The organism is Microvirga flavescens (assembly GCF_003290125.1).
GTDB lineage: Bacteria > Pseudomonadota > Alphaproteobacteria > Rhizobiales > Beijerinckiaceae > Microvirga > Microvirga flavescens.
In genome coordinates, this window is the sequence record NZ_QMKH01000003.1 from 313792 (window position 1) to 336765 (window position 22974).

Annotated in this window: 23 protein-coding genes; 4 read left to right on the forward strand and 19 right to left on the reverse strand. The window is 63.0% G+C overall.

Annotation, left to right across the window (positions count from 1 at the left end):
- Window positions 1-4: 4 nt before the first annotated feature.
- The 4 genes from DQW91_RS08815 to DQW91_RS08830 are packed head-to-tail and all read right to left on the reverse strand — an operon-like array spanning window position 5 to window position 4423.
- Window positions 5-751: an SOS response-associated peptidase gene (locus DQW91_RS08815; RefSeq protein WP_112663221.1), complete on the reverse strand. Its 747-nt coding sequence runs from the start codon at window positions 749-751 to the stop codon at window positions 5-7.
- A gap of 4 nt (window positions 752-755) precedes the next feature.
- Entirely contained in the window at window positions 756-1751 is a 996-nt protein-coding gene (locus tag DQW91_RS08820; RefSeq protein WP_112663222.1) for a magnesium transporter CorA family protein, read from the reverse strand.
- A 40-nt stretch (window positions 1752-1791) separates the two neighbouring features.
- Entirely contained in the window at window positions 1792-2643 is an 852-nt protein-coding gene (locus DQW91_RS08825) for an SDR family oxidoreductase (protein ID WP_112663223.1), read from the reverse strand.
- A gap of 4 nt (window positions 2644-2647) precedes the next feature.
- On the reverse strand, window positions 2648-4423 hold the full coding sequence (locus tag DQW91_RS08830) for an acyl-CoA dehydrogenase (RefSeq protein ID WP_112663224.1): 1776 nt from the start codon (window positions 4421-4423) through the stop codon (window positions 2648-2650).
- A 106-nt stretch (window positions 4424-4529) separates the two neighbouring features.
- Here DQW91_RS08830 and DQW91_RS08835 point away from each other — a divergent pair, with 106 nt between their 5' ends.
- Entirely contained in the window at window positions 4530-5519 is a 990-nt protein-coding gene (locus DQW91_RS08835) for an L-threonylcarbamoyladenylate synthase (protein WP_112663225.1), read from the forward strand.
- 151 nt (window positions 5520-5670) lie between these two features.
- On the opposite strand, the gene wrbA is transcribed toward DQW91_RS08835, so the two are convergent.
- Entirely contained in the window at window positions 5671-6270 is a 600-nt protein-coding gene (gene wrbA / locus DQW91_RS08840) for an NAD(P)H:quinone oxidoreductase (RefSeq protein ID WP_112663226.1), read from the reverse strand.
- Between the two features lie 136 nt (window positions 6271-6406).
- On the opposite strand from wrbA, the gene DQW91_RS08845 reads away from it, so the two are divergent.
- Window positions 6407-7315 carry a LysR family transcriptional regulator gene (locus DQW91_RS08845; RefSeq protein WP_112663227.1) on the forward strand — a complete coding sequence of 303 codons (909 nt, stop codon included), beginning with the start codon at window positions 6407-6409 and terminating at the stop codon, window positions 7313-7315.
- A gap of 18 nt (window positions 7316-7333) precedes the next feature.
- On the opposite strand, the gene DQW91_RS08850 is transcribed toward DQW91_RS08845, so the two are convergent.
- The 11 genes from DQW91_RS08850 to DQW91_RS08900 all read right to left on the reverse strand — a co-directional run bounded on the left by DQW91_RS08850 (window position 7334) and on the right by DQW91_RS08900 (window position 19313).
- Window positions 7334-8566: an MFS transporter gene (locus tag DQW91_RS08850; protein WP_112663228.1), complete on the reverse strand. Its 1233-nt coding sequence runs from the start codon at window positions 8564-8566 to the stop codon at window positions 7334-7336.
- A gap of 126 nt (window positions 8567-8692) precedes the next feature.
- Window positions 8693-9886: a cell wall hydrolase gene (locus DQW91_RS08855; protein ID WP_112663229.1), complete on the reverse strand. Its 1194-nt coding sequence runs from the start codon at window positions 9884-9886 to the stop codon at window positions 8693-8695.
- A gap of 164 nt (window positions 9887-10050) precedes the next feature.
- Complete coding sequence (locus tag DQW91_RS08860) at window positions 10051-10395, reverse strand: GFA family protein (protein ID WP_112663230.1); 345 nt, start codon at window positions 10393-10395, stop codon at window positions 10051-10053.
- Between the two features lie 11 nt (window positions 10396-10406).
- Window positions 10407-10667, reverse strand: a complete 261-nt coding sequence (locus DQW91_RS08865) for a hypothetical protein (RefSeq protein WP_112663231.1) — start codon at window positions 10665-10667, stop codon at window positions 10407-10409.
- A gap of 5 nt (window positions 10668-10672) precedes the next feature.
- Complete coding sequence (gene ppdK, locus DQW91_RS08870; protein WP_112663232.1) at window positions 10673-13351, reverse strand: pyruvate, phosphate dikinase; 2679 nt, start codon at window positions 13349-13351, stop codon at window positions 10673-10675.
- 150 nt (window positions 13352-13501) lie between these two features.
- On the reverse strand, window positions 13502-13816 hold the full coding sequence (locus DQW91_RS08875) for a hypothetical protein (protein WP_112663233.1): 315 nt from the start codon (window positions 13814-13816) through the stop codon (window positions 13502-13504).
- Between the two features lie 15 nt (window positions 13817-13831).
- On the reverse strand, window positions 13832-14161 hold the full coding sequence (locus tag DQW91_RS08880) for a hypothetical protein (protein ID WP_112663234.1): 330 nt from the start codon (window positions 14159-14161) through the stop codon (window positions 13832-13834).
- A gap of 15 nt (window positions 14162-14176) precedes the next feature.
- A complete protein-coding gene (locus tag DQW91_RS08885; protein WP_112663235.1) occupies window positions 14177-14836 on the reverse strand; it encodes a L,D-transpeptidase in 660 nt (219 codons plus the stop codon).
- A 101-nt stretch (window positions 14837-14937) separates the two neighbouring features.
- Window positions 14938-17175: a glycine--tRNA ligase subunit beta gene (gene glyS, locus DQW91_RS08890; RefSeq protein ID WP_112663236.1), complete on the reverse strand. Its 2238-nt coding sequence runs from the start codon at window positions 17173-17175 to the stop codon at window positions 14938-14940.
- A 53-nt stretch (window positions 17176-17228) separates the two neighbouring features.
- Complete coding sequence (locus DQW91_RS08895) at window positions 17229-18155, reverse strand: glycine--tRNA ligase subunit alpha (protein ID WP_112663339.1); 927 nt, start codon at window positions 18153-18155, stop codon at window positions 17229-17231.
- Window positions 18156-18419: 264 nt separating this feature from the next.
- Window positions 18420-19313: a S49 family peptidase gene (locus DQW91_RS08900; protein ID WP_112663237.1), complete on the reverse strand. Its 894-nt coding sequence runs from the start codon at window positions 19311-19313 to the stop codon at window positions 18420-18422.
- Window positions 19314-19541: 228 nt separating this feature from the next.
- Here DQW91_RS08900 and DQW91_RS08905 point away from each other — a divergent pair, with 228 nt between their 5' ends.
- On the forward strand, window positions 19542-19802 hold the full coding sequence (locus DQW91_RS08905) for a hypothetical protein (protein WP_112663238.1): 261 nt from the start codon (window positions 19542-19544) through the stop codon (window positions 19800-19802).
- A gap of 38 nt (window positions 19803-19840) precedes the next feature.
- On the opposite strand, the gene DQW91_RS08910 is transcribed toward DQW91_RS08905, so the two are convergent.
- Together DQW91_RS08910 and DQW91_RS08915 are read right to left on the reverse strand one after the other, a co-directional pair.
- Window positions 19841-20581, reverse strand: a complete 741-nt coding sequence (locus DQW91_RS08910) for a tRNA1(Val) (adenine(37)-N6)-methyltransferase (protein ID WP_112663239.1) — start codon at window positions 20579-20581, stop codon at window positions 19841-19843.
- Window positions 20574-20798: a putative signal transducing protein gene (locus DQW91_RS08915; RefSeq protein ID WP_112663240.1), complete on the reverse strand. Its 225-nt coding sequence runs from the start codon at window positions 20796-20798 to the stop codon at window positions 20574-20576. Before DQW91_RS08915 ends, DQW91_RS08910 begins: the two co-directional genes overlap by 8 nt.
- Before the next feature lie 115 nt (window positions 20799-20913).
- Here DQW91_RS08915 and DQW91_RS08920 point away from each other — a divergent pair, with 115 nt between their 5' ends.
- On the forward strand, window positions 20914-21933 hold the full coding sequence (locus DQW91_RS08920; RefSeq protein WP_112663241.1) for a polyprenyl synthetase family protein: 1020 nt from the start codon (window positions 20914-20916) through the stop codon (window positions 21931-21933).
- Between the two features lie 148 nt (window positions 21934-22081).
- On the opposite strand, the gene DQW91_RS08925 is transcribed toward DQW91_RS08920, so the two are convergent.
- Window positions 22082-22954, reverse strand: a complete 873-nt coding sequence (locus tag DQW91_RS08925; protein WP_112663340.1) for a PhzF family phenazine biosynthesis protein — start codon at window positions 22952-22954, stop codon at window positions 22082-22084.
- Between the last annotated feature and the right edge of the window lie 20 nt (window positions 22955-22974).

Genomic DNA, 22974 nt, shown 5'->3' on the forward strand with positions numbered 1-22974 from the left:
GGGCTTAAAAAAGCTGCCCCTGCGCATCATCCTCGATCTTGCGCTTTGCCGCTTTACGCTTTGGCTCGGAGGCTTGTATTTCAAGCTCCGCTGCCGACTCAAGCAAGCCCGCGTCGTCGTTCTCGACCTTGTTGACGCGGGTACTCACGGGAGCCATGTCGAGCCACTCGTCCGGGCAGGGACGCACGAAGCGCAGCGCACCTTTCGCATCGGTGGCATCGGAATCAAGCCACGCCTTCAGATCGTCCGGCGAGAGAATGACCGGCATACGGTCATGAACCGCGGCCATCACGCCGTTCGCATCCGTCGTGACGATGGCGGCGGTGTCGATTTCGCCACCGTCGGGATCGCAATAGGTTTCCCATAAACCGGCGAGCGGCATGGGTTGGCGCGATTTCATGCGCGTCAGAAAAGGCTGCTTTCCGCTGCCCGTGCGCCGCCATTCGTAAAAGCCGTCCGCGAGAAAGATGCAGCGCCGCCGCGTCAGCGCGGCCTTGAAGGTCGGTTTTTCGAGAAGCGTCTCACCGCGCGCATTGATGACGAGAGGAAAGGCCTTAGGGTCTTTCGTCCACGAGGGCAGAAAGCCCCAGCGTACAAGCCTGAAATGCCGCCGCCCCTTCTCTTCGTAAACAATCGGCACCGGCTGCGTGGGAGCCACGTTGTAGCGCGCCGGAAAGTTCGGCTGGTCGACATAATCGAAGAGCGCCCGGTAAGCCTCGGGCGGTAGGGTAATCGCGTAGCGTCCGCACATCGCGTCAGAGCCAGCGCTTCCAGCGGAAGAACAGGTAGGGCAGCACCGCCGCGAGGATCATCAGGCCGATGGCCAGCGGATAGCCGAACTCCCACTGCAACTCGGGCATGACCTGGAAGTTCATGCCATAAATCGAAGCGACGAGCGTCGGCGGCAGGAAGATGACCGCCATCACCGAGAACAGCTTGATGATGTCGTTCTGCTCGATGGAGACGAGGCCGAGCGTCGCATCGAGCAGGAACTGCACCTTGTTGGAGAGGAAGGTGGCATGCTCCTCGATGGATTGCACATCGCGCACCGCCGTGCGCCACTCGGCTCGATAGCTGTGCGGGCGCTGCGGGCGCGGCATGCTCGACGAGAGGAAAAGCAACATCCGCTCGACGGAAGCCATGCTCTCGCGGACGTTCGAAATCACATCCCCTTTGCGCCCGATGGATTTGAGCGCAGCGCGGAACGTGGCGGTGCGGCGCATGCCCTGACGCTCGTTCTCGAAGATGGAGCGAGACAGGCGGTCGATACGCTTGCCGATGATAGCGAGAATTTCCGCCGCACGGTCGATGATGGTCTCGATGAGGCCGTCGAGAACCGCCTCCGGTTGATGGCTGCACCCGCCCGGCCGCGCGGCTCTGGCCATGAACATGGCGAAGGAGCGCGGCTCGTCGTAGCGCACCGTGATCAGCGCCTTTTCCGTGAGGATGAAAGATACGTCCGCAAGGCGCGGCTGATCGGTATCGGAGCTGCAGAGAACGCGGGCGGTCATGTAATGGACGCCCTTCTCATGATAGAGAATTTCCGAAGGCTCGATATCGGCCATCTCTTCCCGGGTCGGAATCTGGATGCCGAGATGGTGCTCGACCAGCCGTTCCTCGGCGAGCGTCGGCTCGATGAGGTCGATCCACAGGGCGTCCTGAGGGATATCTTCCCCCTCGCGCCAGATGTGGCGGTCGAGCGTATCCTCCGCCGCCCCTGCGCCTTCCGCCGGCTTGTGAATCAGGATCATGGCAATCTCCACCTACTCGGAGAGGCTTTTATCTCAAAACTTATGACGTTTGAGAGGGTGGCGTTGAATCATCCGGCACGAAGAAGTCCGGCATGAGCGGGACGGACGGATCAACCCGGTATCTCTCGAAGTCCGTCACCCCTTCGCCCGCGAGGAAGGTATCGTCAATCAGGAAATGGCCCGTGAATGCCCGCGACGGCTTCGCAAACACGGCATAAGCCGCATCGGCCAGGATCTCAGGCGTCCGGCTGGCCTGCACGATGCTGTCACCGCCCAGAAGGTTCTGAACGGCGCTTGTGGCGATGGTCGTGCGCGGCCAGAGCGCGTTGACGGCAATGCCCTTCGCCCGCAATTCGCCCGCAAGCCCCAGCACGCACAGGCTCATGCCGTATTTCGCCAGCGAATAGGCCAGATGCGGCGCGAACCATTTCTCCTTGATGTCGAGAGGCGGCGAGAGCATCAGGATGTGCGGGTTCTCGGCCTTCTCCAGATGCGGGATCGCATATTTCGAAACCATGTAGGTGCCGCGCGTATTGATCTGGTGCATCAGATCGAAGCGCTTCATCTCGGTCTGCGGCGTGTTCGTCAGGCTGATGGCGCTGGCATTGTTCACGACGATGTCGAGCCCGCCGAATTTTTCAACCGCAGCCGCGATGGCGCCCTTCACCGCCTCCTCGTCGCGCACGTCGACAAGGAGTGGAAGTGCGTTGCCGCCTGCCGCCTCGATCTCTTTCGCTGCCGTGTAGATCGTCCCCGGAAGCTTGGGGTGCGGCTCGGCTGTCTTCGCCGCAATCACCACATTCGCGCCGTCCCTCGCCGCACGAAGGCCGATGGCGAGACCGATGCCGCGTGAAGCGCCGGTGATGAAAAGTGTCTTTCCTTGCAGGGTCATGGCGTCAGCTCGCAAGCGCCAGAGAGGCGTCGTTCACAAATCCCGATCCGCCAAGCACCTTCTCTTCGAGGCCTTTTGCTTCCACAGCGAGGTTCTCCGCGAAGAACCGGCACAACGCGATGCGCGCATGGTGCGCCGGGTTCTCATTACCATCCTTCAGCATCTGTGCGGAGGCGAGCGCGGCATCGGCAAGCGCCACGCCGCCCTGCGCCAGGCCGAACAAACGCAAGTACGGCGTCGCGCCGGCAAGCGCATCGTTGGGTGCGTTGGCGGAGCCTGCCTTCAGGAGATAGCTCGTCGCTCGGTCGAGACTGTCGATGGCATCGCGCAGGCGCGCTGTCGATGTGCCGAAAGCGGGCGTCGCTTCCTTCAACAAGCGCACAACCGTGCCACGCATGGAGGCGATCTGCGCATGCACCGTTTCGCCGCCGGAAAGCGGGAGCTTGCGCATTACAAGGTCGATGGCCTGAATGCCGTTCGTGCCCTCATAGATCGGTAGAATGCGCGCATCGCGCAAATGCTGCGCCGCGCCTGTCTCCTCGATGAAACCCATGCCGCCATGCACCTGCACGCCAAGCGATGCGGCATCGACAGCGGTGTCGGTGGAGAAGGCTTTCGCCACGGGCGTCAGAAGCGACGCCTGCTCGTACGCTTTCTTGCGCTCCGCGTCACCCTTCGCATGGTGCGAACGGTCGATGGCCGCCGCCGTCAAAAGGCAGATCGAACGCGATGCCGCTGTCAGCGCCTTCATGGTGAGAAGATTGCGCTGCACATCCGGGTGATCGATGATCGGACTCGACTCCGTCGCACCGACGGCGCGCCCCTGGCGGCGCTCGCGCGCATAAGCGAGCGCCTGCTGATAAGCGCGCTCGGCAACGGCAACACCTTGAAGGCCGACGGCGAGGCGCGCGTTGTTCATCATCGTGAACATGCAATTGAGGCCGCGGTTCTCTTCACCGACAAGCCAGCCGACCGCGCCGCCGTGATCGCCGAAGATCATCGTGCAGGTGGGAGAAGCGTGGATGCCGAGCTTGTGCTCGAGGCCGCTGCAACGCACATCGTTGCGCGTTCCATCGGGCAGGATCTTCGGCACGAGGAAGAGCGAGATGCCGCGCGTTCCGGCTGGCGCATCGGGCAGGCGCGCGAGAACGAGATGCAGGATATTGTCCGTCAGGTCGTGCTCGCCGTAAGTAATGAAGATCTTCTGGCCCGTGATCCTGTAGGTGCCGTCGCCCGCGCGCTCGGCGCGGGCGCGTAACGCAGCGAGATCGGAGCCCGCCTGCGGCTCGGTGAGATTCATCGTCGCGGTCCATTCGCCGGAGACGAGCTTTTCGAGATAGCGCGCCTTCAACTCCTCCGAGCCGTGGGCGACAAGCGCTTCGATGCCACCCATGGTGAGGACGGGGCCGATGCCGAAAGCCGCGCAGGCGGAATTCCAGATCTCCACGCAGCCGGAATTGAGCAGCGTCGGCAGCCCCTGCCCGCCATATTCCGTCGGGCCGCTGAGTGAGTTCCACCCCACCTCTGTCCAAGCCTTGTAGGTCTCCTTCCAGCCGGGCGCCGTGGTGACCACCCCGTCGTTGAGCGTCGCCCCTTTCGCATCGCCGACCCGGTTGAGGGGAGCGATAATGTCGCTGCCGAAGCGCCCCGCCTCCTCGATCACAGCTGTCGCGAGATCGGGGGTCAGATCACCGTAAAGCCCTTCCTCGGCTGCGTGGTCGAGACCCGCCACATGCCGCATGATAAAGAGAATGTCGGAGACTGGAGCGCGATAGCTCATCGATCCCTCCCGGAATCAGGGGATTTTTCATCGTTGACGCGCGGCGGCGCGCGGTTAAACCCGGCTCGGCAATGTCCGGCTGCCGGCGAGCGAGGATAGTTTAGGCGTGAACGATCAAGGGTCAATGGTTTATACGGAGCGCCTTGAAGCCAACGAGGCCGGCATTGGGCGCGCCGCGACGATCCTGCGCGAGGGCGGGCTCGTCGCCTTTCCGACGGAGACCGTCTACGGCATCGGCGCTGATGCGACGAACCCGGAGGCCGTCGCGGGCATCTATGCCGCGAAGGAGCGCCCCGAGTTCAATCCGCTCATCGCGCATGTGGCCGATGAGGCGGCAGCGCGCGAACAGGGTGTCTTCAATGAGGCCGCCGCACTTCTGGCGAAGAATTTCTGGCCGGGGCCGCTCACTCTCGTGCTGCCCGTCGCTCCCACCTGCACGGTTTCCGACCTTGCCCGCGCCGGGCTCGACAGCCTCGGCCTGCGGCTTCCCTCTCACCCCGTGGCGCGTGCCTTGCTGAAGCAGGTCGGCCGCCCGGTCGCCGCTCCTTCCGCCAACCGCTCGGGGCGGATCAGCCCGACATCCGCACAGCATGTGCTGGAGGATCTCAATGGGCGCATCGATGCCGTTCTCGATGGTGGCCCGACCGAGGTTGGCGTGGAATCGACCATCGTCTCCTGCCTCGACGACACCGTGCGGCTGCTGCGCCCGGGAGGCGTGCCGCGCGAGGAGATCGAGAAGCTGGTGGGGCCGTTATCGGCTCCGGCCGAGGAGGACAGCGCCGCGCCCCTCGCACCTGGCATGCTGACATCGCACTACGCACCACGCGCGCGGGTGCGATTGAATGCGCAGGAGATCGATCTAGGCGAGGCCGCGCTTCTTTTCGGTGCTCAACACCCGCGCGGCGTGGATGCCGCACGCGCATCCTTGAACTTAAGCGAAAGCGGCGACCTCAAGGAGGCCGCCGCGAATCTGTTCTCTTATCTGCGCCGCCTCGACGATGCAGGAGCGGCGATGATCGCCGTGTCCTCCATTCCGCATGAAGGGCTGGGAGAGGCCATCAACGACCGTCTCCGCCGCGCCGCAGCGGAGCGCTAAAGGCTGAGCGCGTCTCTTTGAGCCACGATCAGCTTCAGTTTCTTTGACTGCAGCATGATCTGGACGGACAACCGGTTTCCACTTGTCCTGATCATGCTCGAAGGCAAAAGAAAAGGCCGCGCCTTGCCGACGCGGCCTTGTGCCCAATCTCTTACTTCGCGAGCTTGGCGGCAATCTCAGCGACGTGCTTACCCTGGTAGCGAGCGCCGTCGAGCTCGACCTTGCTCGGCTGGCGAGAGCCGTCGCCGGAGGCGATGGTCGAAGCGCCGTAGGGCGAGTTGCCCATGACTTCGCTCACGCCCATCTGACCCTGGAAGGCGTAAGGCAGACCGACAATCACCATGCCGTGGTGGAGCAGAACGGGGATGGAGGTGAGAATGGTCGATTCCTGACCGCCGTGCTGCGTGGCCGACGAGGTGAAGACCGAGCCGACCTTGCCGACGAGGCTTCCGTTGGCCCACAGGCCGCCGGTCTGGTCGAGGAAGTTCTTCATCTGCGCGGTCATGTTGCCGTAGCGGGTCGGCGTGCCGAAGATGATCGCGTCGTACTCGGGCAGCTCTTCAACGGTCGCAATGGGCGCCTTCTGGTCGAGCTTGTAGTGGAAGTTCTTCGCAACTTCCTCAGGCACCAGTTCGGGAACGCGCTTCACGACGACCTCGGCTCCGGCCTCGCGCGCGCCTTCGGCGGCAGCGTAAGCCATCTGCTCGATGTGACCCCAGGAGGAGTAATAAAGGACAAGAACCTTAGCCATGTGATCTCCAGTCATGCCATGCGCCTCCCCATGCGTTGGGGCCGCTTGACGTTTCAAGTTGAGGCCGCAACGGTAAGCTTTCCCTTCTGCAAATTGAATGCTAGTCTTGCAGTAATATATTTGCACGGATGCAAGAATGAACCGGTTCCCCCATCTCGCCTGGGACGACTTCCGGCTTGTCAAAGTGATCGCCGAGGCCAATGGCCTGACCGGCGCCGCGGAGCGACTGGGCGTCAATCATTCCACCATTTTCCGCCGCCTCGGCCAGATGGAGGAAGGGCTTGGCGTCAAGCTCTTCGAGCGCTACCGCACCGGCTACGTGCTGACTCCCGCCGGGGAGGAAATGGTCGCCCTGGCAGAGCAGATGGAAGAGAACGTCGCCACCTTCGCGCGCAAGCTCGCGGGCCAGGCTGTGGCGCCCGCCGGCGAGTTGCGGGTGACGACGAATGACAGCCTGCTCATTCATTTGCTGACGCCGCTCTTCGCACGCTTCACGAAAACCTATCCGGACCTGCGGCTCGATATCGTTCTCGCCAATCAGGCGCTCAACCTGTCGAAGCGTGATGCGGATGTCGCCATCCGCGCGACCGACACGCCACCGGAGACGCTTGTCGGACGCCGGGTCGCGACCATCGCGTGGGCGGTCTATGGGCGCAAGGTCGACTTTCCCCATCCGGAGCGCGTCGACCCCGCGATGCTCTACGACAGAAACTGGATCACGCTCGGCGACAATCTCGCGAACCTCAAGGCCGCGCGTTACGTGCGCGATCATGTCGTGCCGGAGAAGATCGTCTATAAGGTCAACACCGTGCTCGGCCTCTCCGAGGCGGTTGAAACCGGCATCGGCATCGGCCCCCTGCCCTGCTTCATTGCAAATGCCAGTCCGGACCTCGTGCGCCTCACACCAACGGACCCCGAATTCTCCGCAGGCCTCTGGCTGCTGACGCATCCGGACCTGCGCCAGTCCGCGCGGGTGCGCGTGTTCATGGACTTCATGGCGGCGGAAATCAGCAAGCAGCGCCGCGCCATCGAAGGCGCGGCCTGACCGCTCTTCGCAAAATCCCTATTCCGCAGGCTGGAGAGCTGGCGCACGCTCGACCGGCTTTTCCTTGATCGGCAGGTTGATAAGCGCGGAGATGATTCCAAGCGCGATGGAGAGCCACCACACCAGAGTGTAGCTGCCATAGGCCTCATAGAACATGCCGCCGAGCAGCACGCCGAGGAAGCCGCCGACCTGGTGCGAGAAGAAGGCGAAGCCATAGAGCATCGCCATGTAACGCGTGCCGAACATCAGCATGACGAGGGACGATGTGGGCGGTACGGTCGAAAGCCAGAGCAGGCCGATGGACACGCCGAACGCGATCGACGTGAGAGGCGAAGCCGGCAGCAGGATGAAAGCCGCGATGGCGACCGACCGGCCAAGATAGATCCAGGCAAGCAGCCAGCGCTTCGACATGCGTGTCGAAAGCCAGCCTGAGGAGAGCGAACCAAAGGCGTTCGCAAGACCGATCACCGCCAGTGTCCACCCACCGATGGAGGCGGACAGGCCCGCATCGCGGATATAGGCCGGTAGATGCGCCGTGATGAAAGCGAGCTGGAAGCCGCAGGTGAAGAAGCCGAGCACCAGCAGCACGTAAGAGCGATGGCGGAAGGCCTCCGACAAGGCCTGCGTGATCGACTGGCCCGGCACCGCAGCGGCTGCGCCTTCCGTCTTGCCGGCGATGGACCGTGTCGCGACGGCCAACGAAAGCGGCATGACGAGCAGCACGCTCGCGGCGAAAACAACCAAGGTCTGGTGCCAGCCGAGCGTATCGATGAGCACATTGCCGATGGGCGGGAAAAGAAACTGGCCGAAGGAGCCAGCCGCCGTTCCTGCACCGAAGGCCATCGGCCGCCATTGTTCCGGCAGGAGCTTGCTGAACGCGCCGAGGACAAGGTTGAACGAACAGCCCGACAGGCCGAACCCGATCAGCACGCCCGCGCCAAGGTTCAGAACGCCGGGGGTCGTGGCATAGGCCATGACGACGAGGCCGAGCGCATAAAGAAGAGCCCCGACGCACAACACGCGCAGCGACCCGAAACGGTCGGCAATCGCGCCCGCGAAAGGCTGGCCGACGCCCCACAGCAGATTCTGGACGGCGATGGCCAGGCTGAACACATCGCGGCCCCATCCGAATTCCGCCGTCATCGGGATTTGGAACAACCCCGCCGAGGCGCGCGGCCCGAACGTGATGAGCGCGATGAGGCACCCGGCAAGGACTGTGAGTTGAGGCGAGATGCGGCGCGAAGCGGTCATGGGGTCAAATCTCTGATCGGGCGCCAGACTAGTTCATTCTCTCAAGAGAACAAAACGCGCATCTCTAATGGACATCATCATATCTTGTTATGTCGAGCGGCCTCATAGCCACGCCATGACCGCGCTTCACGTCTGTCCCGGCTTGAGCTTGTAGAAGATATGCCGCCCGATCACGTCCATCTTTTTCAAACGGCGGGCCCAATAGGGCTTCACGTAATCCGCGTGATAGTGCGTCGAGCCGCCGACCTCGGCGAGATAGGTGCGCCCGTCGAGCACCGCGCCCGCCACGCGCTTGGCGCTTTCCCAGGACTCCGGCTCGGTGATGCGAAGCGCCTTGCCCTCGCAGGCGAAGGTGAACTGGCAGGCGAGATGGCGGTGGCGGTTCTGATAGACCACGCCGCAGATCGAGGCGGGATAGAGCCCGCTCTTCACGCGATTCAGCACCACTTGCGCAACGGCGGCCTGCCCGGTCTCGGGTTCGCTGCGAGCCTCGAAATAGACCGCCTCTGCGAGGCAGCGCTGTTCCTTGCTGAGATTGTCCGGATCGATCAGCTCCGCATAGCGCGGACGCTCGTCATCATTCTTGTTGACGATGGACGTATCCGCGCCGTGGCGGTCGAGCTTGGACACCGGAGCGGCGGCGATCTCCATCGGCGTGGCATCGGAGAGCGCAGGCGTCGTGGATGAGAGCGCCACGGCGCGAGAGACTTTCGGCGTTTTCGTGCTGGCCGCAGCGCCAGTGGAACCGGCAGCGGCAGCGGCGGGAGACTGGATCGATGTCGCCTGACGGGTCGTCGTGAGTTCCGGCGCCTGCCAGGGCTCGAAACGCTCACCTTCGAGCGACGGCGCTTCGAGCTTGCCCGTCATGAGAACCGTCGGCGGCAAGAGACGCTCATCACGGCTGAAAAAGACGCGGGTGCCCGCCGTGCCGAATTCCGCAAGGCCGGTCTTCGCCTGCCGCGACAGGTTCGGCCCCTGCGCGACGGCGGGATTTCCCTTGGCCTTGCGCTCGACGGTTGGATAAGCGCCGGCGCCCGTCTTCAGCACATGGCGCGGCGGAACATTCGCCAGCCGGCTTTCATCCGGAAGGTCGTAGCGCGGAATGTTGCGCAGGATCGCGTTGCTCAAGTTCCAGCGGCCAACATCGGAGGCGGTGCCCGCGAGCGGGACGAGATTGTTTGCTTCGGTCAGATAAGCCACCGCGCTGCGGTTCGCGGCGCTGATGCCGGAACGGGCATCGTTGCTGGCGGACGCCGTGAACGACACGAGGAGGCCCGCAGCCAGCGCCCAGGGGGCAACCGTTGCGACGATCCATCTCATTCGCGATCGACGATACCGAAGACGCACGCGACACACCCAACACACAAAGCCCTGGATCTCCCTTTCGGGGAGCTCCGCTTAGGTCAAGTTATCGCTCAGCATGGTTGACGGAGGATTAAAGCGGCACGGACCAGGCCCCGTGCTGCTGTCAGACGGGTAATTTCTCAACGGCTCTTGCCGTCGATAGGCACGCTGTTGATTGTCGCACGGTCGAACTCTTCAAGGCAGCGCACATTGATCGCCGCCATCTCCTCGCCGGTCGGTGCCTTCCCCTCACCAAACGGCGCACAACCGCAGGTCTTGCAGAAGCGGTGGCGGATCGTGTGGGAGTTGAACGTGTACGTCGCGAGGTCGTCCTCGCCGCGCACCACATTAAGCGCCGAGCGCGGCACGAAGGTCAGAAGGTAACCCTTGCGGGAACAGATCGAGCAATTGCACTCGATGATCTGTTCCATATCGGTCTCGACCTCGAAGGCCACCTTCCCGCAATGACAAGACCCCTTATGCATCCCGAACTCCTCTAGATGACGTGCCTGGCAATGACGATGAGGCATGATGGGAGAATACCGGCAAGCCGTTCCCCCATTGCCAAAGGTTCAAACCTGCCGCGCCCTCCAACGTTGAGCACAAGCTCGAAGACGAAGGACACCGCAAAGGGCCAGGCCACCGGTGGCAGGAACGCATCCTGCCACGAAGGACGAGCCACGAGGATCGCCGCGATCAGGAAACCTGACACGATCATCGTGAGGATATAGACGAGCCCGGTGCGCGACAGATTCATATGGTTCACGCCTGGCTCGCCGCCTTGTTGCCGAGCGCGGCCTGCGCAGCGGCAAGACGCGCGATCGGAACGCGATAAGGCGAGCACGACACGTAGTCGAGCTGCGCGCCCTCACAGAAGTGGATCGACGCCGGATCGCCGCCATGCTCGCCGCAGATGCCGAGCTTGATGTTGCCGCGCGTCGTCTTTCCGCGCTCGGCGGCGAGCTTGATGAGTTCGCCGACGCCTTCCTGATCGATGGTCACGAACGGGTCGTGCGCGAGAATGCCCTTCTGCGTGTAGGTGCCGAGGAACGAAGCCGCGTCGTCGCGCGAGATGCCGAGCGCCGTCTGCGTCAGATCGTTGGTGCCGAACGAGAAGAACTCGGCGCTCTGGGCGATGTCGCCCGCACGCAAGGCCGCGCGCGGCAACTCGATCATCGTGCCGACCTGGTAGTCGATCTTGACGCCACGCTCCTTCGCCACGGCTTGTGCCATCGCGTCGATGCGCGCCTTCACGAGATCGAGCTCCGCCTTCGTCATGACGAGCGGCACCATGACCTCCGGAACGACGGCCTTGCCTGTCGCCTTCGCGGCATCGGCAGCCGCCTCGAAGATCGCGCGTGCCTGCATTTCGGCAATCTCGGGATAGGCGATGGCAAGACGCACGCCGCGGAAGCCGAGCATCGGGTTGAACTCGTGCAGCTCCGTCGCGCGGCTCTTCAGCTTTTCGGCGGAAGCGCCCATCGCTTTTGCGACCTCCTGCACCTCTTCCTCCGTGTGCGGCAGGAATTCGTGCAGCGGCGGATCGAGCAGGCGGATCGTGACAGGAAGCCCGCTCATGATGGTGAAGAGTTCCACGAAGTCGGCGCGCTGCATCGGCAACAGCTTTGCAAGCGCCGCGCGGCGGCCCGCTTCATCGTCGGAGAGGATCATCTCACGCACCGCGACGATGCGGTCGCCTTCGAAGAACATATGCTCCGTGCGGCAAAGGCCGATGCCTTCCGCGCCGAAGGTGCGCGCGGTCCGCGCATCGAGCGGCGTTTCCGCATTGGCGCGCACTTTCATGCGGCGCACCTTGTCGGCCCAGCTCATCAGGGTCGCGAACTCGCCGGAGAGTTCCGGCTCCAGCATCTTCACTTGGCCGAGCAGAACCTGCCCGGTGCCGCCGTCGATGGTGATGATGTCGCCTTTGCGGAGAATCTGCCCGGCAATGCTCATGGTCTGCGCGGCGTAGTCGACGCGGATCGAGCCCGCGCCGGAGACGCAGGGCTTGCCCATGCCGCGCGCCACCACGGCGGCGTGCGAGGTCATGCCGCCGCGCGTGGTGAGAATGCCTTCCGCCGCGTGCATGCCGTGGATGTCCTCGGGCGAGGTTTCGACACGCACCAGAATGACCTTGCGGTCGGCCTTCTTCGCCGCTTCCGCGTCATCGGAAGAAAACACGATCTCGCCGCAGGCCGCGCCCGGCGAGGCGGGCAGGCCCGAGGCCAGAATCTTGCGGTCAGCCTTCGGATCAATAGTGGGATGCAGCAACTGATCGAGCGCGGCGGGCTCGACGCGGGTCACCGCTTCGTTCTGCGTTATCAGGCCCTCATTCGCCAGCTCAACCGCAATGCGCAAGGCGGCCTTCGCCGTGCGCTTGCCGTTGCGGGTCTGGAGCATCCAGAGCTTGCCCTTCTCCACCGTGAATTCCATGTCCTGCATGTCACGGTAGTGCTTTTCCAGAATGCCGTAGATGCGCACCAGTTCCTTGTAGGCATCCGGCATGGCGCGTTCCATCGAGGGCTTGTCGGAGCCCGATCCGATGCGCGCTTTCTCGGTGATGTCCTGCGGCGTGCGGATGCCCGCCACCACGTCCTCGCCTTGCGCGTTGATGAGGAACTCGCCGTAGAGCTCGCTCTCGCCCGTCGAAGGGTTGCGCGTGAACGCGACGCCCGTCGCCGAGGTCTCGCCCATGTTGCCGAACACCATCGCCTGCACGTTCACCGCCGTGCCCCAGCTCGCCGGAATGTCGTGCAACTCGCGATACTTCTTCGCGCGGGCATTCATCCACGAGCCGAACACCGCGCCGATGGCTCCCCAGAGCTGCTCCTGCGGGTCCTGCGGGAAGGGCTTGCCCAATTCCTTTTCGACGATGGCCTTGTAGCGCGGCAGAAGCGCCTTCCAGTCGTCGGCGGTCATGTCCGTATCGAGAGTGTAGCCCTTGCGGTCCTTGTACTCCTCCAGCGCTTCCTCGAAGTAATGATGTTCGATATCGAGCACCACGTTGGAATACATGGTGATGAAGCGGCGGTAGCTGTCATAGGCGAAGCGCTCATCACCCGCGCCCTTGGCGAGAGCCTGCACCGTCAGATCGTTGAGGCCGAGATTGAGTACCGTATCCATCATGCCCGGCATCGACGCGCGCGCGCCGGAGCGAACGGAAACGAGAAGCGGCGTCTCCGCATCGCCGAAGGTGCGGCCGGTCAGCCGCCCCACGAAAGCGAGCGCCTTTTCAACCTGCGCGGACAATTCCGCCGGGTAGCTGTGGCCGTGGTCGTAATAGTAGGTGCAGACTTCCGTGGTGATCGTAAAACCGGGCGGAACCGGCAGGCCCAGATTGGACATTTCGGCGAGGTTGGCGCCCTTGCCGCCCAGCAGGTTCTTCATCCCCGCCTCGCCCTCAGCCTTCCCATCACCGAAAGAATAGACCCACTGTGTCATCGTTCGACCTTCTGGCTCGTGCCTGCCTCAGCGCAGGTGATGGCTTGAAGCATACGGAACCAAAACGCAACATGAACGGCCAAGGTTCCTTCGTTACAAATCAACGCAGAAGCCTTGTTCTTTAGGAGGATGCAGCGTGGCAGGCCGCTCTTAACGGCGGGTCAGCAGCCATGCGAAGAAGAGGGTGCAATTGATGAGAAAAGCGCCGATGGCATAGGCAAAGGCCCACCAGCCATCGAGCAGGCCTGCCCCCGGCCAGTCCCGAACGACGAAGAGAAGCAGGAAGAGAAAGAACCAAAGCCCCGGAAAGATGACGATGATGCCGCCCAACGCCTTCCCGCCTTCATGATCGCGACCGAAGAAGGCGCTGCGGATCAGGATCTCCATGCCATTCCAGGCGGCCAGACCGCTGACGAGAGCGTTTACGAGCGTGAAGGCCAGAAGACCGAGAACTTCGCCGATCATCACGTCCTCGAACGCTCAGAGCAGGAAGAGCATGAAGAACGCGGCATAGATCAGGGCCAGGATCGCCGGCGCGATCAAATAAACCCACCTCCCCTCGAAGACGGAAAGGAGACGCCATTTCCGGGTCGCGAGGAGAAACATGAATCCGGCGAACCACATAAGCGGATGATAGATCAGAACTGCGGTCAATCCTTCGGAATAGCCGCAATCCACGCCCGGTCCCGTGCAGGTCCGGATCACGCGCGGGACGATTTCGGAGCCGGTCCAGGCGGCGGCGCCGGTAATCGCTGCATAGACGAGGATGACGCAGACTGTTCTGAGAAGATTGCCCAACACTGTCGCCATCCTTCGTTCGGGGTCTTACACGCGGTAGCGCCCGTTGCGCTTCACGTAGACCGTCGTGCCGGTGGGAACGCGCTCGTAGAGGTCGACAACGTCCTCGTTGAGCATGCGCACGCAGCCGGAAGAGACCTGCTCGCCGATGCTCCAGGGCTCGTTGGTGCCGTGGATGCGGAACAGGATGTCCTGGCCGTTCTGGTAGAGATAGAGCGCGCGCGCGCCGAGGGGGTTCTCGAGTCCGGCTTCCACATAGCGCGGCAGATCCGGCTTGATGCCGACCATCGTCTTGGTCGGGATCCAGGACGGCCACACGCCCTTGCGGCCGACGGAGGCAACGCCCTTCCAGGAGAAGCCCTGCTTGCCGACGCCCACGCCGTAGCGCACAGCCTTGCCGTCCGGCTGGACGAGGTAGAGGAAGCGCTCGTCGATATCGACGACGATGGTGCCAGGCTTCTCGCCGCCCTTGTACTCGACGGTCTGGCGCGAGAATTTCGCTTCCATCTTGTTGCGGTCGACGAGCGGCACATCGTGCGGCTTGTCGGGCATCGAGCCGATATACCATCCATCATAAGGGTCCGCTTCGGCCTTGACGATCGAGGCTTCCGGCGGGGTCTGAAGGGATTGGCAGGCAGCAAGCGGCACGCCCAGAAGAGCGAGCATGAAGAGGCGGCGAAGAGTCATCGGTCGAACCAGTAGGGGGAGGTAACGGAGTTGCCGCCTGCCTAACGCGAAGCAGACGGCATGGCTGTGACCTTCACGCAACAGGCCGGGAAATATGCCTCTCAGCCCTCGATTTTCGAGAAGTCCGCGACAGTCAACGTCGCCTCGCGAATCGCGTTGAGGAGCGTCAAACGGTTCTCGCGAAGCGCCGAATCCTCCGCATTGACGGTCACTTTGTCGAAAAAGGCGTCAACAGCGGGCCGAAGCTCGGCCAAAGCCTTCATCGCGCCGGCGAAGTCCTCGCGGTTCACATGTTCGCGAGCATGGCGCGAGGCGGTTTCCAGAACCTCGAAGAGAACCTTTTCCTCGGTCTCTCCGTGCGCGTGAATCAGGTCGCGGCTCGGTGCGCCGTCATAAGCCTTGCCGTCCTTCTTCTCCTCGATGCGCAGGATATTAGCCGCACGGCGATAGCCCGCGAGCAGGTTCTTGCCATCCTCCGTTTCGAGGAAGCCGCCGAGGGCTTCCACGCGGCGCACGATCATGAGGAGATCGTCCTGGCCTTCGAGTGAGAACACGGCGTCGATGAGATCGTGCCGTGCGCCCTGATCGCGGAGGTAGACTTTCAAGCGGTCGGCGAAGAAGGATGAAAGGTTGCCTGGATTGGAAAAGCAATTTGCAAGCATAACTATTGTTTTTGCGCCTTCTCGGCTTTCCAAGTCGCCCTTTAGATCGCGTGCAAACTCTATAAATTCATCTATTGAATCAGGACCAATTTCGCCTGTCACATGCAACGGCTGCCTTGAAAGCAGGCTAACGAACGGTCTTGCATGCTTCCAAATTTCTCTAAACAACCCGATACGTAGATTATTCTCCAACACCAGCCTGATCACACCCAAAGCCGCGCGACGCAGCGCGTAAGGGTCCTTCGATCCCGTCGGCTTTTCGTCAATCGCCCAGAAGCCGACGAGCGTGTCGATTTTGTCGGCGAGCGCCACCGCAACCGACACCGGATCGGTCGGCACGCGGTCAGATGGGCCAAGCGGCTTGTAGTGTTCTTCGAGCGCAAGAGCGACGGACGGATTCTCGCCTTCGAGCGCCGCGTAGTAGCGGCCCATCAGGCCCTGCAATTCCGGAAACTCGCCGACCATTTCGGTGACGAGATCGGCCTTGGCGAGACGCGCTGCGCGCTCCGCCAACGCGGGCTCCGCACCAACGATGGGCGCGAGTTCTTTTGCCAGCGCCGCGATGCGCTCCACGCGCTCGAACTGCGTGCCGAGCTTTTCGTGGAAGACGATCTGCTTCAACTTTTCGAGGCGGTCTTCGAGCTTCGTCTTCTGGTCCGTCTGCCAGAAGAACTTGGCGTCGGAGAGGCGCGCATGCACCACGCGCTCGTTGCCGGCAACGATGGTCTTGCCGCCGTCTTTCGCCACGAGGTTCGATGTCAGCACGAACTTGTTCGCGAGCTTGTCGGTGCGCGGGTCGAACAGCACGAAGCACTTCTGGTTTGCGCGGATGGTGGTGCGGATGACCTCCGGCGGAATTTCCAGGAAGCTTTCGTCGAACGAACCCATGAGCACCACCGGCCACTCGACGAGGCCGGCGACCTCTTCGAGAAGGCCTTCATCCTCAACGAGCTGCAAACCTTGCGCGAACGCGAGGTCCCGCGCATCGTGCAGGATGATGTCTTTCCGGCGGTCGGCATCGAGAACGACTTTCGCGCGCTCCAGCGATGTCACGTAATCGTCGAAGCGCTTCACGCGGATGGCATCCGGCGCCATGAAGCGGTGGCCGTAAGTGACATCGCTCGATACGATGCCGTCGACCTCGAAACGCACCACATCCGGATCTTCCGTCTCAGGCCCGAAGGTGCAGACGATGGAGTGCAACGGACGCACCCAGCGCAGCGAGCCGGGCTCTTTTGAAGCCGCGCCCCAGCGCATGGATTTCGGCCACGGAAACGTCTTGATGATCTGCGGCAGAATTTCCGCGAGCACCTCTTGCGTCGGCAGGCCGGGCTTCTCGATGAGCGCGACGTAGAACTCGCCCTTCTTCGGGTCGCTCTCGATCTTCGCTTCGTCGATGCTGCTCAGACCCGCGCTTTTCAGAAAGCCCTGCAACGCGGCCTCGGGCGCACCGACGCGCGGGCCCTTGCGCTCCTCGCGCACGTCCTGCCCCTTCACAGGCAGGCCGACGATGTTGAGCGCGAGCCTGCGCGGCGTCGAGAAGGCTTTGGCGCCCTCATAGACGAAACCGCGCTCGACCAGAGCGTCAGTGACAAGCTTCTTCAAATCCTCCGCCGCACGGCGCTGCATGCGGGCAGGGATTTCTTCGGAAAAGAGTTCGAGGAGAAGATCGGGCATTGGAAATGTTCTGTTCGTGAATTGAGGGAAGGACGCGATCAGCCTGTTGTTTCTCAGGCGGCGACGCCTCCCCCTTCCGTCTTCAGCCACGCAGCGCCGACAGCTTTCACCAGTTCGCGCACGCGCAGAATGTAGCTCTGACGCTCGGTGACCGAGATCACGCCGCGCGCATCGAGCAGGTTGAACACATGGCCGGCCTTGAGAGCCTGATCGTAAGCGGGAAGCACCATGAGGTGGCGATCGCCCGCGTCGCCGGCTTCGAGATATTTTTTGCTTGCCGCTTCGGCATCACGGAACAACCGGAAGAGCATTTCCGTATCCGAATGTTCGAAATTATGGCGCGAATATTCCTGCTCCGCTTGCAGGAACACCTCGCGATAGGTGACCTTCTTGTCGCCTTCGAGGCCGTTGAAATTGAGATCGTAGATCGACTCGACGCCCTGCAGATACATCGCCAGACGCTCGAGCCCGTAAGTCAGCTCGCCCGCGACCGGCGCGCATTCGATACCGGCGACCTGCTGGAAGTAGGTAAACTGCGAAACCTCCATGCCGTCACACCAGCATTCCCAGCCAAGCCCCCAGGCGCCGAGCGTCGGGTTTTCCCAATCGTCCTCGACGAAGCGGATGTCGTGGACGCCCGTGTCGATGCCGATAGCCTCGAGCGACTTGATGTAGAGCTCCTGCAGGTTCGGCGGGTTCGGTTTCAGGATGACCTGGAACTGGTAATAGTGCTGGAGCCGGTTGGGGTTCTCGCCGTAGCGTCCATCCTTCGGGCGGCGGGAGGGCTGCACATAGGCCGCGCGCCAGGGCTTGGGGCCGATGGCCCGCAGGGCGGTGGCTGGGTGGGATGTACCCGCGCCGACCTCCATGTCGTAAGGCTGGAGAATGACGCAGCCCTGCTCCGCCCAATAGCGCTGGAGCGTGAGAATGAGGCCCTGGAAGGAGCGCGCGGGATTCATATGCGCGGGTTCGCTCGTCATGTCGGCGTCCAATAATTGCAGAATTTCAGCCCGAACCCTTGGGATGGCGGGCGCTTCAAGTCAAGCGCAACGGGACCGTTAGGCGCATTCCCGGAGCCTCACCCTGGGGAGGTGTGTCAGCACCGTCTCGAAGGGCGAGGCGTCTCCAGCGCGCACTGGAACCTCCTTCGAGACGGTCGCTCTCGCGACCTCCTCAGGATGAGGCTTCGAGACGCGGCTGCGCCGCTCCTCAGAATGAGGGCGGTGGAGGGAACGGGCAGAATTTTAAAGCCCCAGCCGGGACCATGCGGCGCGCTCTTCCAGGACGCCGAGCATCTCGCCCGGATCGACGAGGCTCGCCCCGCCTGACGTCCCCCTGCCGAAAAGCCGCCCGATCAGCGGCGGTCGGGCGGGTTCGACGAGCTTCATCTGCACCTTGTCGCCGAAGCGCTCGCGCAGCACCGCGCGAATGTCCCCGAAGCGGTCGATGAGACCAAGGCCGAGCGCTTCCTCGCCAACCCAGAAGGCGCCGGAAAACAGGTCTTCCCGGTCCTTCGCCAGCTTTTCGCCGCGCCGGCTGCGAACGAGATCCATAAACAGGCCGTGGATGCGATTCTGCAGGTTCTTGAGATGCTCCACGTCTTTCGGGTCTTCCGGCTGGAACGGATCGAGCATCGCCTTGTGCTCACCCGCGGTGTGGACCCGCCGCTCGATGCCGTAGCGGGCGATGAACCTGTCGAGGCCGAAGCTTGCCGCCACGACGCCGATGGAGCCGATGATCGAGGTCGGATCGGCGAAAATCTCATCCGCCGCGCAGGCGATCATGTAGCCGCCGGAGGCCGCCGCATCCTCCACGAAGGCGTAGACCGGCAGCTTCTTTTCCTCGGAGAGTGCGCGGATGCGCTTGAAGATGAGGTGCGACTGCGCCGCCGAACCGCCCGGCGAATTGATGACGAGCGCCACGGCGCTCGCACCCCGCATCTCGAACGCGCGCTCAAGCAGCGGCGCGGCATTCGCAATCGAAATCCCCGTCCTGAGCGGCATCACAGCGCCTATCGGCCCGGAGAGCCGGACGACGGGAACGACGCAATAGGATGCCCTGAACCGCCCGGGCAGAAGCTTCTGCAGCGGCTCAGGAAGCGTATGGAAAAAGGTCTTCGGCGAAGCAGGTTGTGGCATTTGTTGTGTCATGGCGGACGATGTAGCGCGGCAGGAGCGATCCCCCAAGATGAACATGTCGTTAGGGAACCTGTTGGGGTCTGTTCAGCTAAGCTCGCCTAATCTCCCTTTCACTGATTCACTGCAACAAAGTTCGCAATTTTCGCCGTTGCTTTGGAAATCGTTCACCTTTGGCGCGGATGCTCCCCCGCAACAGCGCCACGCCTGGAAAGAAAGGGATGAAAAATCATGCGCAAGCTTCTGCTCAGCCTCACGGCCCTGGCCACGCTCGGCCTCGGCGCCCTGACGATCCAGCCTGCCGAAGCGCAGCCTTATGGCTACGGACCGCGTTATCATCATGGCCCCGCCTATCGGCCCTACCGGCCCTATCGTTACGGCTACCGCCCGGCCTATGCCCCGCGCCCTTACGTTCCCCGTTGCTGGACGCGCATGGAGCGGTACTGGAACGGCTTCGTGTGGGTGCAGCGCCCGGTGCGCGTTTGTCGCTAAAGCTTTCTTTCGGATGGCCGGCCTTGAGCCGGCCATTTTCATAAAAGCACCGCGTCGCCCCGGTGCAGCGCCTCAGCCTGCGGCGTAAAGCGCCCATCCTCTCCGTTGAGGATGACGGGTGGCAGGACGGAGAGCGGCGCGCGGCTCCCCTTCACGGCTGAGAGCAGCACCCGAATCGCCGGCTGGTCGGCGCTGGGATGGACGAAGCGCAATTCGACCCCACCGAGCCCCTTCCCGAGCGCCGCCAGGCAATCCGCCGTGCGGTCGGCCCTGTGGATGAGGGCAAGGCGGCCCTTGGGCTTGAGCAGCACAGCGCAGGCGCGGATCCAGGCTTCCAGCCCCCCTTCCGGCAACGCATGGGCCGCCGCCCGCCGCTCGTTCGGGGAGATTCGCACTCGCCCCTCCTCCAGAAACGGGGGATTCGTCAGCACGAGATCGGCGCTCTCCGGCTCAAGACCGGCATTCGCCCAGGTGGCGCGGTCCAGAAGGTCGGCCTCCGCCACATGGGCGTTCACATTGTTGAGATCAGCATTCCGGCGGCACAGCGCGGCAAGGGCGGGATCCCGCTCGACGAAGACGAGCCGCGCCGCCTTCTCCCGCGCCGCCGCCATCAGCCCGACGGCCCCGGTCGCCGCCCCGACATCCGCCACCACATGACCCGGGGAAACGGGCGCGATGGCGGCGAGAAGCACTGCATCCGTCCCGGCGCGGTGGCCTTTTGCGGGCTGCAGAAGGCGCACGCGCCCGCCGAGCAGCGAATCGTCCGTGGTTTCAAGCATGGCGCAGCTCGGCCTCCAGCCCAGCCTCGACAATGAGGCGGCGCGCCTCGGCGGCTCGATCATCGGGTACCAAAATTCGGCGTGGGAAGGCTCCCAGCATCCCCTCCACGGCGCTGACATGCTGGTCTGCCACCAGCACAGGGATATTGGCGTTCTCCAACAAGGATTGTAGGAAGCCGATCATGACGAGATCGTTGGTGCGGACGATTTCGATCATCGGTGTCAGACTCCCCCTTGCGGCAAGCTTTCGCGTTGCGGCATGGAGGCCGCCATGCCACGGTGTGGTCCATATTCCTACCGACCCTTGCGGTCGGCAACCCGGGTTTGAAGACGTGGGCGTCGTCGTTCCGTTCGAGGAAAAGCATTCGGACAAGAATGCGGATATCGCGAAACTCGTTTCTCTTGTGTCTGCGGACATGGAGCGGGTCAATGCGATGATTTTGTCCCGCACAGGGTCGGACGTCACGATGATCCCGGAGGTGGCGACTCACCTCATCTCTTCCGGCGGCAAGCGCCTGCGCCCCATGCTCACCCTCGCGACGGCGGGGCTCGTGGGATACAAGGGCGAAGGGCACATCAAGCTCGCGGCCAGCGTCGAGTTCATGCACACCGCGACGCTTCTCCACGACGACGTGGTGGATGAGAGCGACATGCGGCGCGGCAAGATCGCCGCCCGCATCAAGTGGGGCAACGAGGCGAGCGTGCTCGTCGGCGATTTTCTGCTCGGCCAGGCCTTCAAGATGATGGTCGAGGTCGGCTCCTTGCGCGCCCTCGACATTCTCTCCACCGCCGCCTCGGTGATCGCGGAAGGCGAGGTGATGCAGCTCGCTGCCGCCAAGAACACCGAGACGACGGAAGACGAATATCTCGCCGTCATTCGCGGCAAGACGGCGGAACTCTTCGCCGCCGCCTGCGAAGTCGGCCCGGTGATCGCAGAACGGCCCAAGGCCGAACAGGCGGCCTGCCGCTCCTACGGTATGAATCTCGGCATCGCCTTCCAGCTCGTTGACGACGCGCTCGATTACGGCGGCACCGCCGCGAGCCTCGGCAAGAACGTGGGCGACGATCTGCGCGAAGGAAAGATCACGCTGCCCGTGGTGCTCTCCTTCCGGCGCGGCAACGAGGAAGAGCGCGCGTTCTGGAAGCGCGTTCTCGAAAAGAGCGAAATCGAGGACAACGATCTCGAGCACGCCGTCGCGATCATGCGCCGCCACAACGCGCTCGAGGACACCATCGAGCGCGCGCGCCACTACGGCGCGATGGCGCGGGACGCGCTGGCTTTGTTCCCCAACAGCCCGATGAAGCAGGCCCTCCTCGACACGGTCGAGTTCTGCATCGCCCGCGCCCATTGAGGGCTGCGCGCTCTTCATAGCCTAAACTAGGTCGTGAACCCATAAACGGCCGACGCCCAATTGATGCCCGGAAGCGGCCGGCCCTTCTTGCCGAGGCTCAGCGATTTCCATAATCGGCGTAATACAGGCGAAACGCTTCAGGCCCGTCTCAGACCTTGACCTGTCCATCGACTGTGGTGACGCAGTGGCCACCAACGAAAACCGCTTCAGAGGCATCGATTCTCACCGCGATTTTCCCGTCTCGACCGACACAGCGGCCCTGCGAAGCCTGATATTCTATACCACCCTCTGGCATCAGCCCGCGCAGCGCCCGGAACACCGCAACACTGCCATTGCCGCTCCCGCAAACGGGGTCTTCCGGCACAGTCACGACGGGAGCAAAGGTCCTGACTTCGATGTTTGGGCTTTCACCGCTTTCGAACGCGAACGCTGTCACACCCGTGATGGAAAGGCGCCGACTGAACTCGGAGAGGCGGCCCATATCGGGTCTCAGATCGAGCAATCCTTCAACGCTCGGTATTTGGGCGATCAACCAGTGCGGGCCGACATCTACGGTCGCGGGCTGTGCCTCCCAGACGATCTGAGTGCCTAGTATGCCCTCCAGTTCTCGAACGTCTTGGCCCGGCAACGTCGCAACCTTCGCTTTGGGCAGCGAGAGTGTGAGCAATCGATTTGCCCCAGCCCCTTCCACGTCGATGTCGACTAGACCTGCCCCGCACTCTTGCACCAGTTTGCCATTCTTCGGCTCCACGATGCCGGCTTCGAGGACAGCATGGGCGCTGCCGAGCGTCGGATGACCGGCGAACGGTAGCTCGTGGAGGGGAGTGAAGATGCGGAGCAGATAGCTCGCTTGCGGCTTCGTCGGCGGCAGAACGAACGTCGTCTCCGAGAGATTGGTCCAGCCCGCGATGGCCTGCATCTGTGAATCGCTGAGCCCCGTGCCGTCGAGCACAACCGCAACCGGATTCCCTTTGAACGGGTCGGAAGAGAAGGCGTCTACGACCTTGTAGGCACGGGTCATTGAGGGCTCCATTTCAAAAA

Excerpts from the sequence above, each read along its gene's own strand:
- DQW91_RS08855 (WP_112663229.1), bottom strand. The coding sequence starts at position 9,886 with ATGAGATGGATCGTCGCAACGGTTGCCCCCTGGGCGCTGGCTGCGGGC.
- DQW91_RS08850 (WP_112663228.1), bottom strand. The coding sequence starts at position 8,566 with ATGACCGCTTCGCGCCGCATCTCGCCTCAACTCACAGTCCTTGCCGGG.
- ppdK (WP_112663232.1), bottom strand. The coding sequence starts at position 13,351 with ATGACACAGTGGGTCTATTCTTTCGGTGATGGGAAGGCTGAGGGCGAG.
- DQW91_RS08865 (WP_112663231.1), bottom strand. The coding sequence starts at position 10,667 with ATGAATCTGTCGCGCACCGGGCTCGTCTATATCCTCACGATGATCGTG.
- DQW91_RS08875 (WP_112663233.1), bottom strand. The coding sequence starts at position 13,816 with ATGATCGGCGAAGTTCTCGGTCTTCTGGCCTTCACGCTCGTAAACGCT.
- DQW91_RS08860 (WP_112663230.1), bottom strand. The coding sequence starts at position 10,395 with ATGCATAAGGGGTCTTGTCATTGCGGGAAGGTGGCCTTCGAGGTCGAG.
- DQW91_RS08905 (WP_112663238.1), top strand. The coding sequence starts at position 19,542 with ATGCGCAAGCTTCTGCTCAGCCTCACGGCCCTGGCCACGCTCGGCCTC.
- DQW91_RS08900 (WP_112663237.1), bottom strand. The coding sequence starts at position 19,313 with ATGCCACAACCTGCTTCGCCGAAGACCTTTTTCCATACGCTTCCTGAG.
- DQW91_RS08910 (WP_112663239.1), bottom strand. The coding sequence starts at position 20,581 with ATGCTTGAAACCACGGACGATTCGCTGCTCGGCGGGCGCGTGCGCCTT.
- DQW91_RS08825 (WP_112663223.1), bottom strand. The coding sequence starts at position 2,643 with ATGACCCTGCAAGGAAAGACACTTTTCATCACCGGCGCTTCACGCGGC.
- DQW91_RS08925 (WP_112663340.1), bottom strand. The coding sequence starts at position 22,954 with ATGACCCGTGCCTACAAGGTCGTAGACGCCTTCTCTTCCGACCCGTTC.
- wrbA (WP_112663226.1), bottom strand. The coding sequence starts at position 6,270 with ATGGCTAAGGTTCTTGTCCTTTATTACTCCTCCTGGGGTCACATCGAG.
- glyS (WP_112663236.1), bottom strand. The coding sequence starts at position 17,175 with ATGCCCGATCTTCTCCTCGAACTCTTTTCCGAAGAAATCCCTGCCCGC.
- DQW91_RS08815 (WP_112663221.1), bottom strand. The coding sequence starts at position 751 with ATGTGCGGACGCTACGCGATTACCCTACCGCCCGAGGCTTACCGGGCG.
- DQW91_RS08830 (WP_112663224.1), bottom strand. The coding sequence starts at position 4,423 with ATGAGCTATCGCGCTCCAGTCTCCGACATTCTCTTTATCATGCGGCAT.
- DQW91_RS08820 (WP_112663222.1), bottom strand. The coding sequence starts at position 1,751 with ATGATCCTGATTCACAAGCCGGCGGAAGGCGCAGGGGCGGCGGAGGAT.
- DQW91_RS08915 (WP_112663240.1), bottom strand. The coding sequence starts at position 20,798 with ATGATCGAAATCGTCCGCACCAACGATCTCGTCATGATCGGCTTCCTA.
- DQW91_RS08845 (WP_112663227.1), top strand. The coding sequence starts at position 6,407 with ATGAACCGGTTCCCCCATCTCGCCTGGGACGACTTCCGGCTTGTCAAA.
- DQW91_RS08895 (WP_112663339.1), bottom strand. The coding sequence starts at position 18,155 with ATGACGAGCGAACCCGCGCATATGAATCCCGCGCGCTCCTTCCAGGGC.
- DQW91_RS08880 (WP_112663234.1), bottom strand. The coding sequence starts at position 14,161 with ATGGCGACAGTGTTGGGCAATCTTCTCAGAACAGTCTGCGTCATCCTC.
- DQW91_RS08885 (WP_112663235.1), bottom strand. The coding sequence starts at position 14,836 with ATGACTCTTCGCCGCCTCTTCATGCTCGCTCTTCTGGGCGTGCCGCTT.